Here is a 14,990-nt window from a genome sequence, read left to right on the forward strand (position 1 = left end):
ACAAGCCAAAATACGGGTCTTTCTATTTTGGCTGCTCAAAAAATAACGGTAGCAACCAACGGTAGAAATATATATTTCAAAAAATACTGAAAAACAGGATTTTATTCCCTGCGTGAGAAGTTAAGTATATATATGTCTGGTCTTGGTTGTTTGCCGGTTCCGCGTGCAAAATCCATGTAGCATCTGTTGCAAAGAACTCTACTGTTAAGGGATGCTACTTCTGCCGTACCAGGCACAAGTCTTGCAAAGAGAAATGATGGTTCAACTTCGAGATTCTCTGAAGTATTTTTCAGGTATTCATTAATGTGTTCCTCGAAAATTTCAAGGTCATCAATTTGAAGCCCTCTTGTGTTTATTGTAGCTCCCTTGCAACCACATGGAAGAGCAAAAGCATCCAGCTCTAATATAAAGACAGGTTTTGCCAGCAGGTTTCTCAGTTTGTTCTCAAGATCACCGCGGTTCTTTGCTAATGTTTCTGTTATTGTCATTATTGCCCTCCATCGCATTTCAGGGGTTTGAGTATATTTTCTCCATTTTCTGTGGAATACACTTTAAGTATCTTTTCGGCAAGTCTCTTACAGTATCCGCATTTACTGCAAACTTTACTGCACTGTTTCCACTGGTTGATGGCGCCGTCCAGTTCTTTGTTTGGTATGTAAAAAAGATCCCTTATGTCTCTTGGACAATCAAGCAGATCCATAAGATTTCCGTCATATGACTCATTTGCATATGCCTGCACATTGTTCAGTATCCAGTTGGGGAAGTGAGTTCTTCCTCCGATCTTGAATGTATCAGTAATATGTTTGTATTCCTTAAGATCCTCTGGCCTAATCCATGGGGATTTGATTAATTGCTGGGGATCTTTAATTCTGAGTGAGAGACACTTATAATAGTAGTAATCATCCAGAACATTCAGTTTTGGCCCCGGTCCGTTTGCATGGGAGAAGAAATTGAAATGAGCATATCTCAGAGGACACTGGTAAAGGCAGCCTTCGTTCACAAGAAGTTTCAGGTCACATGAAACGGAATCCCTGATTGCCTCAAGTTTGTCGAAGTCCCTGTTAACAACAGGATCTATTACTATAGTGTCTGCACCAAGTCCTTCATAGAACTCTGCCTTCTGTGGCGAATCCACAAATGAAAGGACTGAAACCACAACTTCCATATCAAAGTCCCTGGAAAGCATTTCCACAAAATAAGGCTCTGCAACAGTTACTGCATCTACGCCTATATTATGTAGCTGAGTGAAATACCAGTTAATACGGTTGTACCCTTCAGCTGTAAGGTGCTGTCCGCCCATGCATGAACTGTTCAGGACAATTTCCATCTTCACGCCTTTTTCATGGGCATAGGCAGTTTGCTCTGCTATCTCTTCCAGTCCTGGTGAGCTTAAGTTTGTCCTTCCGGTACCAACATAGTCAGGTGTGCCCGCCATATAAATGCCGTAAATATTATTGGAACCGGTAAGCAGTTCCTCCAGTCCTTCAAGGTGTCCCACATGGGGGGCATATAGTTTCATCGCTTTGCTGGTACTCTTTAATTTAGATAAGTATTTTGGTTATTGTATTGCCTAAAAAGCAAAACTCTTATCACTTACTACTATAACAATTCAGGTATGATACTTGGTGCATCTTCTTTTGCAGGCAGTTTTTCTGAAATCGCTTCTGAGTTACAGTCAGTTGAACTCTACATGCCAAAACTTGGTGTGTATAAGGATTCAATACTCCAGAAAGATATTCTTGAATCATTACTTGATGAGCTTTCAGTCTGTGACCTTAAAACCTCTCTTCATGCTCCTTATTTTGCAGACGTCCCAACCTATCCGAAGGATGTAGTAGTTGACATGACGTTAATGGGTGAAAGAGAATTCCGCCTTATACGTGAATCCATTGATCTGGCATCCAGATTGGGTTCCGGCGCAATAGTATTACATCCCGGTAGATTTGGATGTGAGGATGACCGTGAATCATGTTTCAACAAAATGATAGATAACCTGAAAACTCTTGCATCAGACGCGCAAGATTCTGGGGTAATGCTCGGTCTTGAAAATAAGGAAGGAACATCAACCGGAAATTTGTGTTGCAATGCCGAAGAACTGGTACGTGCAGTTGAGGCTGTGAATTCTGACAATCTTGGCGCCACTTTTGACATCGGTCATGCGAATCTTACATGCGGCGGGGACAGTAACAAGCTCAGGGAGTTTGCTAACACTCTGGCTCCATATGTTATTCATGTTCATGTGCACGATAACGGTGGAGTCTGGACTGATGAATATGATGGTGATCAGCATCTGGCTCCCGGGGAAGGTACTATAGATTATACTGTCTTAAAGGAATTGAAAAATGAGAATTATAAAGGAATATTCAATATGGAGGTTTTCTCCATGTATGATGTGCGCACTGGAAAAACTACAATAATGGAAGCTCTGAAGTAATCCTCTAAGAACAACAGCTTACACATTATAGTTAGGTGGTACCACAAGAACAAGTGCGTCAGATGTCTGAAGCACTTTTTCGGTTACTGATCCTACTATTTTTTTAATTCCGCTCTTTCCCTGTGTTCCGATGACTATTCGGTCTACTCTCTCATTTCTGGCAATTTCAACTATTTTTTCAGGTGCGTTTCCATCTTCTATTATAGTCTCGATTCTATTTTCATCACATCCTGCTTCAATGAGGATGTCTGTGATAATGGAAATTACACTGTCAGCTCCTTTATTTTGCCAGGTCTTTCTGGAAAATCCCTTATCAGGGACAACGTGGAGGACTACAAGTTTATAATCATGGTTCAAAGCTATCTCTGCAGCCACCTTCGCGGCATTTGATGAATACACTGAACCGTCAGTTGGGATGAGTAGTTTCATTCAAAAGTTGAATTGTGCAGGTTATAATTAAATATATTGGAGTCCCTATGTAGTACAGTGGCTGCAATACGCATTATTTGTTTGATGCAAATAAGTTTTACATGGGTGAATAGAGATGAATAAGTACCAGAAATTCAAAAAGATGAATAACAAAAGTTATTCCGATGTAACTCGTTTTTTAAAAGAAACAACTCATCTTACAGCACGTGAATGGGTAATCTCCCGAATGTGTGCGGATTTCAAGAATATCTCCAATCACTCGGAAATGACATGGATAGGCGAGAACCTCCCCGAACTTGTTCCTTTCATGGATGAGCAGTATTCCAGGCAGGAAGTCTCAAACGCACGTGCATCATTCAAGAAAAAAGTCCAGCGTAGCGGTACAACATTCTTTTATGCTTATTATGCCGGACTTATAACACAGGAAGAAATGCTGCAGATAATTCATCAGATGGTAAAAGATATCAAAAAGCTAATGGACACCGAAGGCAGTGAAGTTCCGGAGGAACATGCAACTGAAGTTCAGATGCTTGTTGCCGAAGTGCTGAGAAATATCAATGAATCTCTGGATGAAGACTATTATTAAGTTTGCACTAAAAAAGTGAGATTTCAATTATGCAATCTCAGGGTTCAATTCCATTTCTGTCGCAGTAGTTGAGATATCCAAGAAGCATTCTCATTTCTATCTGCCTGATGTACCTTGCCTGTACTTTGGATACGTGCAGGGTATTCTCGCCGATTTTTATTTTTATGTCGGAATCCTTTGGCATACTCATATCAGCAGGGACAATTGCAGGCCCTCCGCAGGTTGTGCAAAGCCTGTAGTCTTTCTTTGCCTTGCGGATAAAATCCTCTACTTCAGTTTCTACTTTTATTTCTCTGGGTGTATCTATCATGGATATTAGGCAGTAGCATAATTATACTTAAGTCTTATCCATTACTTCATTTATAATGGATTACATACTCATTACTCCATTATTTTATTCCAGAACTGAACTTACTATTAAAAAGGTGATAATTTGTCTGAATTTACAGTAAATTCTACAGTTTGTGATTTTGTGCACAAGGTGCGCGGTGTTAAAGATGGAAAAACAATCATTGTTGATATTGAAACTCCGTGTGAAAAAATAAAAAAGATCTCTCATATGGAAGTTCCGATGATGGAAATTCTGGACATAAAAAATAATTATGTAATTGACAGGGCACATGAAGCCGGATGTTCTGCAAATTGTCTTGTTCCCTGTGCAGTAATTAATCTCTGCAGAATGGAAGCAGGTTTCCTTGCAAAATCCCTGGTTAAAAAATCAGGTGGACTTAGCATTGAATTCGATGAGGTTTAAAAAATTGTAATTCCTGCTTTACCTCATGGAATTAATACATGATTTGTAAGGCTGGGGGTAATAGAGTTATTGCAGATTAGCTGATTCCTAAATGTATTTCATTTTAATCCGTGTTAAAGGCAGAAATACATTTCATTCAGCATATTCTCCTTGTAAACTTCACAATCAGGGCATATACAGCCTTTTTTCTCTTCAATACATTTACTCTTTCCAAAAGCGCAGAATAGTCCTTCAATGTGTTCTGCATTTTCTATATCACCTTTTAAAATATTAATGGCACTTTCAGGTATAGCTTTCACTTTGCATGCAAATGAATAACTTGGACATTTTATGCATATGCATTTACTTAAATTATCTTTGCTTTTTTTTACACTCCCCATATCTATCTCCTCTTTTTATTTCGGCTTCATTATTTTAGCAATAGCTCTATCAAGTTTTCAGAATATTATCTGTCTCCCATTTTGCCCACCTTAAAAAATCTGCATTTTTCTTACTTATCATTATTGCTTTTTGTGAACTATTTTCTATTTTGATCTCGACACCCGAGTTTGGCTTCACAGGAATAATCGCTGTCTCATTTTCAGGTCAAATTTAAATCGAATGAGTTGTATTGTAAAACCCATGATGATGAAAGACAGGGGTAAACTGGTCATCTGGCCGGCATACATCGATAAGACTAAATCCAGGAAGGACGGTCGTATTGTTTCCAGAAAGACCTCTGTGGAATCCCCTACAATTACTGAAATAAACCAGGCCGCAGCAAAGCTTGGGATGAATCCTGAAGTTGAAGCAGACAAAGCCTATCCTCGTAGCTGGTGGGAGAATAAGGGCAGGGTACTTATTGATAATACTGCACCCAAAACTCATCACTGTAGAAGAATATGCGCAGCTATCAAGGAAATGCGTTCCTGATAGCAAACTCTATTTTTGATATTTAATTTATACTAATTTGAATTTGTAAAAAAGAATGTAATGTGGCTATATGCCTTTATTTCAGGCAGATTATACTACTGGCCACATTCCAAAGTTTGCATCAAGTATAAGGATAGCAAGACCAACGACAATACCGACAGCAACAACTGTCTTTGGGTCTACATGTATTGCTTTTTTGTCGGCTTCGTAATATCTCATAAGACCGGCAGATGACATCAAGCCATTGCCACTGGATTTCTTTTGTGCCATAATATCTCCATTTAGCGTTAATGAGTGTTTAGTTAGTAATTATAAACTTTATATTAACCATTTATGGTGGTCATTATTAATTTACCTGACCCTTTCATGTCTTTAATGATTTAAAAGATTGTGCATTCATGCCAGGAGTTCATCCAGCAGGAATGGTGGGTAAAATACTCCTTTCTCTGTAATTACCGCAGTGACATTTTCCATAGGAGTTGCATCAAATGCAGGATTGTAAACCTTAACATCTGCTGGTGCTATCTGCACATCTTTAAAGAAGCGGAGTTCGTCTGCATCTCTCTGTTCGATGGTGACAGTGTCTTCCCAGTTGTTCGGGTCAAATGTTGATATCGGTGCTGCAACAAAAAATGGAATCTCATGTTCTCTTGCAAGGACTGAATGCGTATAGGTTCCTATTTTGTTGAACACTGCATCTCCTGTAATCCTGTCAGCTCCAACAATTATTTTGTCTACCATTCCTTTGCTCATAACATGCCCCGACATTGAGTCAGAAATGAGTGTCACGTCAATATTGTCCTGCATGAGTTCCCATGTTGTTATCCTGCCGCCCTGGTTAAGCGGTCTTGTCTCACAGGCAATAACCTTGATATCTTTACCTGCTTCCACAGCAGAGCGAATAACTCCAAGTGCGGTTCCCCAGTCAACACATGCCATCTTTCCGGCGTTGCAGTGTGTCATAACAGTATCGCCATCTTCAAGCAATTTTGCCCCATGCTTTCCGAGTTTCTTGTTGGTTGCAACGTCTTCATCAGCAATGTTCTTAGCTTCTGCCAGTACCACATCTTTGATTCCATTGAGGTCGTATGCATCTGAAATTGCACTTATGGTTCTTTCAACACCCCATGCAAGATTAACTGCTGTGGGTCTTGTTGCTATGATGATTTTTGCAGCAACATTCAGATCTTTTATGAGTGCTTCCATATCACTTGCACTGCTCAGGGTTGCGGCAAGTGCGATACCATAGGCACCGGCAGCTCCAAGTGCAGGAGCTCCTCGCACACGCAGGGACTTTATTGCTTCACAAAGGGAAGCGAGCGTTTTGCATTCAATGACCTTGTACTCCATTGGAAGGAGTGTCTGGTCTATCATTACAATTGAATTAGAGTCATCATTCCAGTCTATGGTTCTCATGCTATCTGCCTCTCTAAATGTCAGAACCGGGATAAAAATGTAAAGGTTGATATTTTTCGTATTTTGTCTTAGTTTTTATCAAAATTAGTTGGGGCACAGTTGTCTAATTTTCTATGTAATAGAGAAATTAAGGAAAGGTAGTCAGCTGCATCATCTTCTCCCTCCCAAAGAATCTTTGGTTCGTGGGCCAATGGGTTTCTGATAGCTCCGAAACAACCTTTTAAAAGCATAGCAAAACCTTTGTGTTCAGATTTTTCTGTTTCTGTTCTTAGAGAATTTATTGCTAAGATTGGTCTTTCAATAGCAAACACTTTGTCAACAAGTGCTGCACCATCCAATTCTATACCTGACATGTCACGAATTCTTTGAGCTAATCCTTTGGTTGCTTCAAAAACAGCATGGAAATAGTTCTCTTGCAATAGCTCTGCCTTGCAATATTTTACAACCTCTGGATGTATCTTCCTTCCTTCAAACTTGCTTTGGATTGTTCTCAGTCTTTTTTCGGCTTCAGTTAATGTATGTGCATTCTTACATTTCCTGAAATTACCGTCTTCTCCGTACTCAAAGCCTGAAAAAATTAGTATATTATTTAGTTTCTCTCTATTTTCTTCGAATTCTTCTTTGCGACCAACAAATCTAACAGGATTCATTAATGATTGAATAAATCGAAATATATGATTTGCACATTTGTATTGTTTCTGTGATTCTGTAAATGCCCAGTAAAGGCGCTTCCACTTAGTACTTTTTTGTGAATTATCTTCAAAGTTTAATTCTTCAAGAATTCTGGTAATGTCGCTCCCTTTGCCATATTCTCCAAGTGATTTTGCAAGTGCTTCCAAATGGCTTTCAGAAAAAGGTGGAATTTGTTCCATTTTATCAGTTCTTTGTTTAAGTGTAGTGCTATTCAACTTTTTAAAGTCCACTATATAATTATTTCTAATTTAGTTAAATCGCAGTTAATTATTTTGCCTTTCATTTATATACTCTCTCTTCATATTATCTGCCAATGCGAAAACCCATGATTATCCATGACCCTGTACACAAGACCATCATACTCGATGAGTTCGAGCAGATGGTGCTGAACACAAAACATGTCCAGAGGCTCAGGAATATTCAGCAGCTTGGACTCGTGGATCATGTATACCCTGGTGCCAATCACACACGTTTTGAACACAGCATCGGCACAATGCACATGGCATCTGTCATCGGTCGTTCTCTTTCACTTGAAGATGAGGATATTCGCAAAATAAGACTTGCAGGTCTTCTGCATGACGTAGGTCATTCTGCATTCTCACATGCTGTGGAGAATGTACTCAAACGCAATCCTCAGTTACAGCCTGTAATTGAAGGGAAGAAATTCATTAAACACGAAGCTTTTTCAAAAGACATTATTTCCCGGATACTGCCGCAGGATACTTATATTGCAGGGTATGTAGGGTCTGAATTTGGAATGGATGCGTTCGACTTTTTTGATGAGATCTCAAAAATTGCAACCGGTGATTCTATTTCTATTTCAAAACCATATCTGGCACAGGTCATTGCAGGTGATGTGGACGCAGACAGAATAGATTTCCTGCTGCGTGACTCATATCATACGGGTGTCTCATTCGGACTTATTGATGTAGATCAGATAATCAGCAGTCTAATAATAAAGGATGAAAATATCGTTCTGGGAAGCACGGATGGTTCAAGTTATGGAAATGATATGGCTTTAACTGCTGCAGAATCCATGCTAATATCCCGTGCTCATCACTATACAGCCATTATCCATAATCCTAAAACCCAGGCTGCAAGGGTAATGCTTCTCTATGCACTCGAAGATGCACTTGAACAATTCAAAAATAAATCCGGAATGGATGCATCAAAAGATGAAATTGTCCGCTTTTTCACAGAATATGATGACAGCGACCTTCTCAATTTCATAAGGTCAAATGCGTCTGAAAAATCACTTATTTTACTTGATAATCTTCGTGAAGGCAGGTTGTACGAACCTGTTGCAAGGCTCAGTCAGAAGATACTCAGGCCTTCCACGAGGATGTCACTCTCAACAATTGCCCGGCATGGTGTGGCTACTAAGAGACTTGAAACAAGGCTTGCAAAGGAACTTGGTGACGTGCTGGTGGATCTGACTGTTGCTTCAGGTGTTCCAAAAAGTATGCGCATTGCAATGGATGATGAGGATGGCTTCTTCTATGATGAATCTGCACTTGCCAATGGTCTGGTTCGTGCAATATCGCGCCAGCTCTCACTTACAGCATTTTCACATCCGGATGTTGTCATCAATAAAGATTCGTCTGCTGTACTCTCAGAACTTCGCAGGATTGTGGACGATCTTTCTCCAAGACTTCTGCATTATACAAGGGAGGATCAATATCTTCCAATAGAGGGTATAATTCTGTTATTCTATGCCGTTCACAGTATTTTCGTAGATGAAAAACCGGGATTTGTTTCAATTCCAAGGTTAAGGCACATTACATGGCTTTATCGCACTATTCAGAAACTTGGTACTTTCCCAAGACTCAAAAATCTATTTGATTATTCTTTCCATGAACGTTATAGCTTCCCGTATTCTGAAAAGGTCTTTGAGGATATTCAGGTTTTAGTTGCCATGGGTATAGTTGATGAGGACCTTCGTTATTATGAAAAAGATGGAAGGTTCCGGCAGAGTTATGAATATGTGCTTACATGGGAAGGAGTTGAATATGCAGGCACCCTTGCAGATGCATATCGTCCGGAATTTGAGGAAATGATGTCTCATCTTTCAATGATCAAACATTCTATCAAAAGGGATATAGTTACTATCCCGTCAAACAGGTACGTAGCTAAAAAACGGTCAATAGGTGTAAAATAATGTTAACAGGCGAGTTGGTTTTGCTGAAGACTTCCCATAGGGACAGGGTCAAAGAGTTCATCGCAAAAGTATCCGATGATCAGCTGCACACGAATTTTGGAATAATTGAGCTATCATCTCTTGTGGACAAGGAACCCGGGGATATAGTTGTCTCTCATATGGGTCAGGAGTTCACAATTCAACGTCCAAAAATGCCGGATTTCTTCAGGCATGCAAAAAGAACCGGGGCTCCTATGATGCCAAAGGATATTGGCATGATTATTGCTTATACCGGTCTTAACAAAAATGACGTAGTGCTCGATGCAGGCACAGGTTCCGGAATTCTTACAATGTACCTTGGTTCAATTGCAAAACGAGTTGTTACATATGAAGTGAATGAAGAATTCATGAAGGTTGCAGCCAAGAATGTGCAAAGTGCTGACCTTGATAATGTGGAACTTCGCTGTGGTAATATTGTTGATGAAATTAAGAACATTGATGAAAAGTTCGACGTCATTACTCTTGATACTCAGAACACCAAAGATGTCATTCCAAATGTAAAGAATGTACTTTATCCTGGTGGCTTTATTGCAACGTATTCTCCGTTCTTTGAGCAGACAAAGGAAATTCGTGACGCACTTGATGCTGAAGGTTTTGATGAAGTCATGACAATGGAATTCACTGAACGTGAAATCTCATTTTCTTCAAGAGGAACTCGTCCTTCTACATCAAAAGTAGGTCATACGGGCTTTATAACAATTGCAAGAGCATGAATCTTTTTTTCAAAATATCTTCTATTCTCGGCTGGTTTTGAATTTACCTTACCCCTTCATTGGTGATGGTAAATTCACATGTGCCACCTTCTGGAAGTGAGCGGTGTTTCCAGAGCTTTGCGCGTCTTTTCCCGTCTCCGGTTTTTTCAAGCTGAATTATAGTTTTTGAGATGTGCTCTATCCCGCTGCCTCCTATGGGTCTTACTCCACCTGCCATGTCGCTGTAAACCTGATTTGTCATAACAGCAACTATTCTGTGTTTGCGTGCAATGGCATGTATCAGTCCTATCTGGTTTGCAAGCTCTCTTCTTGTCCTTATGCCGGATTCTTCCTGGTCAAGTTCGAATCTGTAAAAAGCGGTTGCAGAGTCTATGAGTATCAGTCCTACTTTATCTGATATGAGCTTCTCTATCTCTTTTACTGCTGCATATTGTTCTTCAAAATTATGAGGTTCAAAGATAATTATCTGCTGAGCTATCTCTTTTGCATTTTCTCCTGCAATCTGCCTGAACCTGTCCGGCGAAATAGCTTCGGTGTCTATATAGATGGCTTTTTTTCCGTTTTTGACACATTCCACTGCAAGCTGAAGACACAGATTTGTCTTTCCGCTTCCTGGTTCTCCAAATATCTGTGTGACTACACCTGCTTCAAATCCTCCGCCTAAAAGATCATCAATAGGCTTGCAGCCGGAACTTAATTGTTCAGTTATCTTTACACCTCTTGCTGGGATTATCTGCTATAATAGGGTTTATAATATACATCTTTTGGCACTGGTAGTGTGTTTTATTTTATGTATTCTAAAAAACAAAGCAACCATTCACCGAAGGCAGCACATTCCAATAATGTGGTATGGGATGTAATTCAAACTGTAATTATGGTAATGCTTAGAATACTACAGAAGATCTGCAAAGAAAAGATTTTCGAGTATATGCATATTGTTTTTCTTTTGATTGGAAAACGCTGGCTTCGCCGGAATCTTCGGTATCGCTCTAGTTATTCATGACTCATGGGAAATATGTTTGTAAATGTTTCTAAAATAGTTTCTTTATTCTTGGGGTAACTTGTCTATGATCGTGTATGTTTCATTCTTATTATCAATTATGTTTATTATATGTTTCATATTTGATAACAAACATGGTGTGCGATACTTCACTGTATATTCAAATGCAGTTTGAAAAACCATTATTAAGCTAAAAGCCATTTGTATAATTTACCTTCTGGAAACAGAGGTTCTAATGACTGCAATGCCGGTTGATTGCTTTTTTCAATATGGCATTGTTGTTCCTCTCCAGAATGTGACTAATATAATAGTTTATTTATATACAATCGAGGGACGCGAGAAAATGGTTGAAGTGGTTATATATACAACACAGACTTGCCCGAAATGCGAGCAATTAAAAAAGGTACTTACTTCAAAGGGAGTTGAATTTGCAACAGCAGATATGTCTACTCCTGAAGCTTTGACCGAACTAAAATTCAATGGTGTTTTCACCATGACTGCCCCGGTACTCCAGATCGGCGATGAGTTTTTAACTCATAAGGAACTGTTCAGTGGTCCTGACGTGAACTTGGAAGCATTGGGCAGCATACTCTAAGTGCAATCAAACTAAAGGTGGGAATGATGGACGTATGTGCTACTAATATTAAGGGAAAGATCGAACTTGAAGATGCAGATTTGGGAACTGACATGCAGGTTCACGCAGAGGAAGATGAGAGGACAGATACCAGTATGACAACACTCACAAAACAACATGCTATACAGAAGACGCTCGATGGTCATGATATATCCATAATGCCAAAAGTACGTACCACTGCTGGCCATATGGTGGACTGGGATCGCAGTATAATTGTGAACCAGTTGTTAAAGGAAACAAAACTTGCTGAAAGATTCCATGGTAAGCCTGGCATTGAGAAAGATGCAGCACTTGACATTGCAAAGGATGTAGAGCGCCGTATCAGAAGTCTTGACCTCAAGTTTCTTTCAGGTCCGCTTATCAGAGAAATGGTCAACATGGAACTCCTTCAGAGAGGTCATGTTGAATGGAGGAATATTTCTACCAGAATAGGTACTCCTGTATACGATGCATGTGAGATAGACCTTGGAAGCGGTTTTGAGGCAAACGATAATGCAAACCTTCAGGAAAATGCCGAAACATCTCACAAGAAGAAGGCAGACAAGATATCAAAGGAACAGTACCTTCTACTGTTGCCACCAAAGCTTGCTGACCTGCACCTTAATGGTGACCTTCATATTCACGATCTTGAATATCTTGGAACCCGTGCTTTCTGCCAGGATTGGGACCTGAGGTATTTCTTCTACTATGGACTTATGCCAGACGGTTCAGGTGCCAAGGCAAGTGTAGCTGGTCCTGCAATGAAGGCAGAGGTCGCAATCCTCCACGCAGTAAAGGCTCTGGGAAGTGCCCAGACAAACTTTGCAGGTGGTCAGGGATTTTACAACTTCCTTACATTCCTTGCTCCATACCTAGAAGGTAAAACTTACAGTGATGTAAAACAGCTCATGCAGATGTTCGTGTATGAGATGACCCAGATGATGGTAGCCCGTGGTGGACAAGTAGTATTCTCTTCAGTCCAGCTCTCCCCCGGTGTACCAAAGCTCTGGAGGGACAAGCCAGCTGTTTACAAGGGACGTGTCCACAATGGTGAGAATGGTACCCAGACACGTACATATGGTGAGTTTGAGCGTGAGGTCCGTCTTGCATTTAAGGCACTCATGGACGTAATGATTGAGGGTGACAACTGGGGCAAGCCGTTTAACTTCCCTAAGCCTGAGATCTCAATTGAGCCTGACTTTATGGAAGAGGATGAATTCTTCAACAAGGCACATCCTGAACTGCCAACATATGAAGAACTCTATGATATGACCTTCGAACTTGCAGCAAAGTTCGGAACTCCATATTTCGATAATCAGTTACCAGAATACAGGGGTGCAGGTGAGGGCATATCCTGCTATCAGTGCTGTGCATACCAGTTCTCAGCAAATGCTGATGCAGATGACAGTTTTGATGATAAGCTCCTGTTCAAGGATGGAAAACATTTCTCAATGGGTTCCTGGCAGGTAGTATCTCTTAACTGCCCAAGAGCAGCATACAGGGCTAATGGGGACGATTCTGCTCTTTTTGCTGACCTCAAACAATTGATGGATCAGTGTATTCAGCTCTTCAAGACAAAGCGTAACTGGATGGAAAACATCATCGAGAACAACAGAATGCCATTTGCAACACAGAGACCAAAGGATCCTGTGACAGGTGAGAAGGGATGCGTTGCAGTGGATATTGATGCACTTGTATGCACTATCGGTGTAATAGGCATCAATGAGATGGTTCAGTACCACACCGGTTCACAGTTGCATGAATCTAAAGATGCGTTCAAGTTTGCCATCAGGGTAATGACTGAGATGGAAATGTATGCACATGAGCTCAGTCAGAAGCATGGCCTTGAGATCGCTCTTGCACGTACGCCTGCTGAAACCACAGGTCAGAGATTCTCAGTATCCGATATGCTCCATGATGAGTACAGGGACTGTGTCCTTGAAGTTGTAAAGGGTGACAAGGAAGCTGCTCTTGCAAATCTCAGAAAGACTACAGATCTGCCTGTTTACTACACTAATGGTACACATGTACCACCAGGAGCTAATGTCTCACTTATTGACAGGATAAATCTTGAACATGTGTTCTTCCCGATTGTTGACGGAGGAAACATCTGTCATATCTGGATGGGTGAGGGTTCACCTGATGCAAAGGGTCTTAAGGAATTTGCAATGAACATTGCAAAGAACACTCAGATCGGTTACTTTGCATTTACAAAGGATATGACTGTGTGTCTCAATGACTTCCACATGATGTCCGGTCTTAAGTGCACATGTGAAAACTGTGGTTCCACCAATGTAGAGCAGATGTCCAGGGTAACCGGATATGTGCAGGCTGTAGGTGGCTGGAACAATGGTAAGAGACAGGAACTTGCAGACAGGATGCGCTACGGTTCCTCAGACATGATCTGAACAAGAATATGAAAGTAAATTATGGGAACACTGTTCCCATATCAACTGTAGATTGGCACGGAAAGGTGTCAATCGTCTTCTTTTTACGGGGATGTCCTTACAGGTGTCCTTATTGCCAGAACCATGAACTTCTTTTTGAAAGCAACATGGTGGAAGCTTCCGTACTTGAAGCAGAGATGAAGAAGTCCCGGCCTTTTGTCAGCAGTGTGGTTTTCTCAGGAGGAGAGCCCCTGATGCAGAAGGATGCTGTTATCAATCTTGCAAAATATGCAAAAAAGATTGGTCTGCTTGTTGGCATTCATACCAATGGCCATTATCCTCACGTAATGGCTGAACTAATCAAAGAAGGGCTTGTGGACAAATTCTTCATCGATGTAAAAGCTCCACTGGATGATTCCGGAAGCTATGCAAAATCAGTAGGTTGTATGGATTTTTCTGACATTCGTATTGATCCTGAAGCTGCTGTGGATAGAGTATCTCAATCTATTAATCTGGTTATTGAAAATAATATTGAACTTGAATTAAGGACAACTACTATTCGTGACTTCATGGGAAATTCGGATGATGTGCGCAATATTGCACGTTCAATCAATGAACTGACCGGTAGAAAGGATGTTACGTATGTGCTTCAGCAGGGATTTGCCGAGAGAGCTATGCTTGAATCTTTAAGGGACAGAAAACCCCTTAATCACGATGAACTTGTTGAACTGGCCCACGTTGCTCATGAGTTTCTGGATAACATCTATGTCAGGACTAAGGAAAAAGGCAACGAAAAAGTTAACTTCGAATCGATTTGAAGTTTAAACAATTTTTTAATACTTTCCTGTCAATCATT

The 14,990-nt window shown here is 40.4% G+C and carries 18 protein-coding genes; 9 read left to right on the forward strand and 9 right to left on the reverse strand.

The features are described 5' to 3' along the window. Positions 1–101 precede the first annotated feature (101 nt). Together V7O61_RS02060 and V7O61_RS02065 are read right to left on the reverse strand one after the other, a co-directional pair. The gene (locus V7O61_RS02060) at positions 102–488 is read right to left on the reverse strand and encodes a DUF5402 family protein (RefSeq protein ID WP_288069823.1); all 387 of its coding nucleotides are present in this window, start codon (positions 486–488) and stop codon (positions 102–104) included. After that, positions 488–1,519 (reverse strand): U32 family peptidase, encoded by a 1,032-nt coding sequence (locus V7O61_RS02065; RefSeq protein WP_407282904.1) that lies wholly within the window; start codon positions 1,517–1,519, stop codon positions 488–490. The genes V7O61_RS02060 and V7O61_RS02065 overlap by 1 nt, the downstream gene beginning before the upstream one ends. Positions 1,520–1,615: 96 nt before the next feature. On the opposite strand from V7O61_RS02065, the gene V7O61_RS02070 reads away from it, so the two are divergent. Then, positions 1,616–2,434 carry a sugar phosphate isomerase/epimerase family protein gene (locus tag V7O61_RS02070; protein ID WP_407282903.1) on the forward strand — a complete coding sequence of 273 codons (819 nt, stop codon included), beginning with the start codon at positions 1,616–1,618 and terminating at the stop codon, positions 2,432–2,434. Positions 2,435–2,452: 18 nt separating this feature from the next. Here the strand turns inward: V7O61_RS02070 and V7O61_RS02075 are convergent, their stop codons facing one another. Continuing rightward, positions 2,453–2,863: a universal stress protein gene (locus V7O61_RS02075; RefSeq protein WP_407282902.1), complete on the reverse strand. Its 411-nt coding sequence runs from the start codon at positions 2,861–2,863 to the stop codon at positions 2,453–2,455. Between the two features lie 115 nt (positions 2,864–2,978). On the opposite strand from V7O61_RS02075, the gene V7O61_RS02080 reads away from it, so the two are divergent. After that, the gene (locus V7O61_RS02080; protein ID WP_023844716.1) at positions 2,979–3,449 is read left to right on the forward strand and encodes a DUF5806 family protein; all 471 of its coding nucleotides are present in this window, start codon (positions 2,979–2,981) and stop codon (positions 3,447–3,449) included. 37 nt (positions 3,450–3,486) lie between these two features. Here V7O61_RS02080 and V7O61_RS02085 read toward each other — a convergent pair whose 3' ends face one another. Then, entirely contained in the window at positions 3,487–3,759 is a 273-nt protein-coding gene (locus V7O61_RS02085; RefSeq protein ID WP_407282901.1) for a hypothetical protein, read from the reverse strand. Positions 3,760–3,882: 123 nt separating this feature from the next. Between V7O61_RS02085 and V7O61_RS02090 the strand changes: the two genes are divergently transcribed. Beyond that, positions 3,883–4,203: a DUF6951 family protein gene (locus V7O61_RS02090; protein ID WP_023844714.1), complete on the forward strand. Its 321-nt coding sequence runs from the start codon at positions 3,883–3,885 to the stop codon at positions 4,201–4,203. A 113-nt stretch (positions 4,204–4,316) separates the two neighbouring features. On the opposite strand, the gene V7O61_RS02095 is transcribed toward V7O61_RS02090, so the two are convergent. After that, positions 4,317–4,583 (reverse strand): DUF2769 domain-containing protein, encoded by a 267-nt coding sequence (locus V7O61_RS02095; RefSeq protein ID WP_023844713.1) that lies wholly within the window; start codon positions 4,581–4,583, stop codon positions 4,317–4,319. 247 nt (positions 4,584–4,830) lie between these two features. Between V7O61_RS02095 and V7O61_RS02100 the strand changes: the two genes are divergently transcribed. Continuing rightward, complete coding sequence (locus tag V7O61_RS02100; RefSeq protein WP_048135834.1) at positions 4,831–5,115, forward strand: signal recognition particle protein Srp19; 285 nt, start codon at positions 4,831–4,833, stop codon at positions 5,113–5,115. 90 nt (positions 5,116–5,205) lie between these two features. Here V7O61_RS02100 and V7O61_RS02105 read toward each other — a convergent pair whose 3' ends face one another. The 3 genes from V7O61_RS02105 to V7O61_RS02115 all read right to left on the reverse strand — a co-directional run bounded on the left by V7O61_RS02105 (position 5,206) and on the right by V7O61_RS02115 (position 7,454). Then, positions 5,206–5,385: a preprotein translocase subunit Sec61beta gene (locus tag V7O61_RS02105; RefSeq protein ID WP_407282900.1), complete on the reverse strand. Its 180-nt coding sequence runs from the start codon at positions 5,383–5,385 to the stop codon at positions 5,206–5,208. Between the two features lie 126 nt (positions 5,386–5,511). After that, positions 5,512–6,531 carry an S-methyl-5-thioribose-1-phosphate isomerase gene (locus tag V7O61_RS02110; protein WP_407282899.1) on the reverse strand — a complete coding sequence of 340 codons (1,020 nt, stop codon included), beginning with the start codon at positions 6,529–6,531 and terminating at the stop codon, positions 5,512–5,514. A gap of 68 nt (positions 6,532–6,599) precedes the next feature. Next, on the reverse strand, positions 6,600–7,454 hold the full coding sequence (locus V7O61_RS02115; RefSeq protein ID WP_407282898.1) for a TIGR02391 family protein: 855 nt from the start codon (positions 7,452–7,454) through the stop codon (positions 6,600–6,602). A gap of 83 nt (positions 7,455–7,537) precedes the next feature. On the opposite strand from V7O61_RS02115, the gene V7O61_RS02120 reads away from it, so the two are divergent. Together V7O61_RS02120 and V7O61_RS02125 are read left to right on the forward strand one after the other, a co-directional pair. Further along, complete coding sequence (locus V7O61_RS02120) at positions 7,538–9,382, forward strand: HD domain-containing protein (RefSeq protein ID WP_407282897.1); 1,845 nt, start codon at positions 7,538–7,540, stop codon at positions 9,380–9,382. Further along, positions 9,382–10,134, forward strand: coding sequence for a tRNA (adenine-N1)-methyltransferase (locus tag V7O61_RS02125; RefSeq protein WP_407282896.1), 753 nt, complete (start codon positions 9,382–9,384; stop codon positions 10,132–10,134). Before V7O61_RS02120 ends, V7O61_RS02125 begins: the two co-directional genes overlap by 1 nt. 43 nt (positions 10,135–10,177) lie before the next feature. Here the strand turns inward: V7O61_RS02125 and radB are convergent, their stop codons facing one another. Further along, positions 10,178–10,843: a DNA repair and recombination protein RadB gene (gene radB / locus V7O61_RS02130; RefSeq protein WP_407283378.1), complete on the reverse strand. Its 666-nt coding sequence runs from the start codon at positions 10,841–10,843 to the stop codon at positions 10,178–10,180. 526 nt (positions 10,844–11,369) lie between these two features. Here radB and V7O61_RS02135 point away from each other — a divergent pair. Genes V7O61_RS02135 through V7O61_RS02145 form a run of 3 tightly spaced genes read left to right on the forward strand, consistent with a single transcriptional unit; the run spans position 11,370 to position 14,952 of the window. Further along, entirely contained in the window at positions 11,370–11,729 is a 360-nt protein-coding gene (locus V7O61_RS02135) for a glutaredoxin family protein (protein ID WP_407282895.1), read from the forward strand. Between the two features lie 26 nt (positions 11,730–11,755). After that, positions 11,756–14,155, forward strand: coding sequence for an anaerobic ribonucleoside-triphosphate reductase (gene nrdD / locus V7O61_RS02140; protein WP_023844704.1), 2,400 nt, complete (start codon positions 11,756–11,758; stop codon positions 14,153–14,155). Positions 14,156–14,163: 8 nt separating this feature from the next. Next, positions 14,164–14,952: an anaerobic ribonucleoside-triphosphate reductase activating protein gene (locus V7O61_RS02145; protein WP_407282894.1), complete on the forward strand. Its 789-nt coding sequence runs from the start codon at positions 14,164–14,166 to the stop codon at positions 14,950–14,952. Positions 14,953–14,990 lie beyond the last annotated feature (38 nt).

Origin of the sequence: Methanolobus sp. WCC1 (assembly GCF_045690315.1) — an archaeon.
GTDB lineage: Archaea > Halobacteriota > Methanosarcinia > Methanosarcinales > Methanosarcinaceae > Methanolobus > Methanolobus tindarius.

Excerpts from the sequence above, each read along its gene's own strand:
- V7O61_RS02080 (WP_023844716.1), top strand. The coding sequence starts at position 2,979 with ATGAATAAGTACCAGAAATTCAAAAAGATGAATAACAAAAGTTATTCC.
- V7O61_RS02095 (WP_023844713.1), bottom strand. The coding sequence starts at position 4,583 with ATGGGGAGTGTAAAAAAAAGCAAAGATAATTTAAGTAAATGCATATGC.
- V7O61_RS02135 (WP_407282895.1), top strand. The coding sequence starts at position 11,370 with ATGACTGCAATGCCGGTTGATTGCTTTTTTCAATATGGCATTGTTGTT.
- nrdD (WP_023844704.1), top strand. The coding sequence starts at position 11,756 with ATGGACGTATGTGCTACTAATATTAAGGGAAAGATCGAACTTGAAGAT.
- V7O61_RS02100 (WP_048135834.1), top strand. The coding sequence starts at position 4,831 with ATGAAAGACAGGGGTAAACTGGTCATCTGGCCGGCATACATCGATAAG.
- V7O61_RS02065 (WP_407282904.1), bottom strand. The coding sequence starts at position 1,519 with ATGAAACTATATGCCCCCCATGTGGGACACCTTGAAGGACTGGAGGAA.
- V7O61_RS02145 (WP_407282894.1), top strand. The coding sequence starts at position 14,164 with ATGAAAGTAAATTATGGGAACACTGTTCCCATATCAACTGTAGATTGG.
- V7O61_RS02060 (WP_288069823.1), bottom strand. The coding sequence starts at position 488 with ATGACAATAACAGAAACATTAGCAAAGAACCGCGGTGATCTTGAGAAC.
- V7O61_RS02070 (WP_407282903.1), top strand. The coding sequence starts at position 1,616 with ATGATACTTGGTGCATCTTCTTTTGCAGGCAGTTTTTCTGAAATCGCT.
- V7O61_RS02085 (WP_407282901.1), bottom strand. The coding sequence starts at position 3,759 with ATGATAGATACACCCAGAGAAATAAAAGTAGAAACTGAAGTAGAGGAT.
- V7O61_RS02120 (WP_407282897.1), top strand. The coding sequence starts at position 7,538 with ATGCGAAAACCCATGATTATCCATGACCCTGTACACAAGACCATCATA.
- V7O61_RS02075 (WP_407282902.1), bottom strand. The coding sequence starts at position 2,863 with ATGAAACTACTCATCCCAACTGACGGTTCAGTGTATTCATCAAATGCC.
- V7O61_RS02105 (WP_407282900.1), bottom strand. The coding sequence starts at position 5,385 with ATGGCACAAAAGAAATCCAGTGGCAATGGCTTGATGTCATCTGCCGGT.
- V7O61_RS02110 (WP_407282899.1), bottom strand. The coding sequence starts at position 6,531 with ATGAGAACCATAGACTGGAATGATGACTCTAATTCAATTGTAATGATA.
- V7O61_RS02125 (WP_407282896.1), top strand. The coding sequence starts at position 9,382 with ATGTTAACAGGCGAGTTGGTTTTGCTGAAGACTTCCCATAGGGACAGG.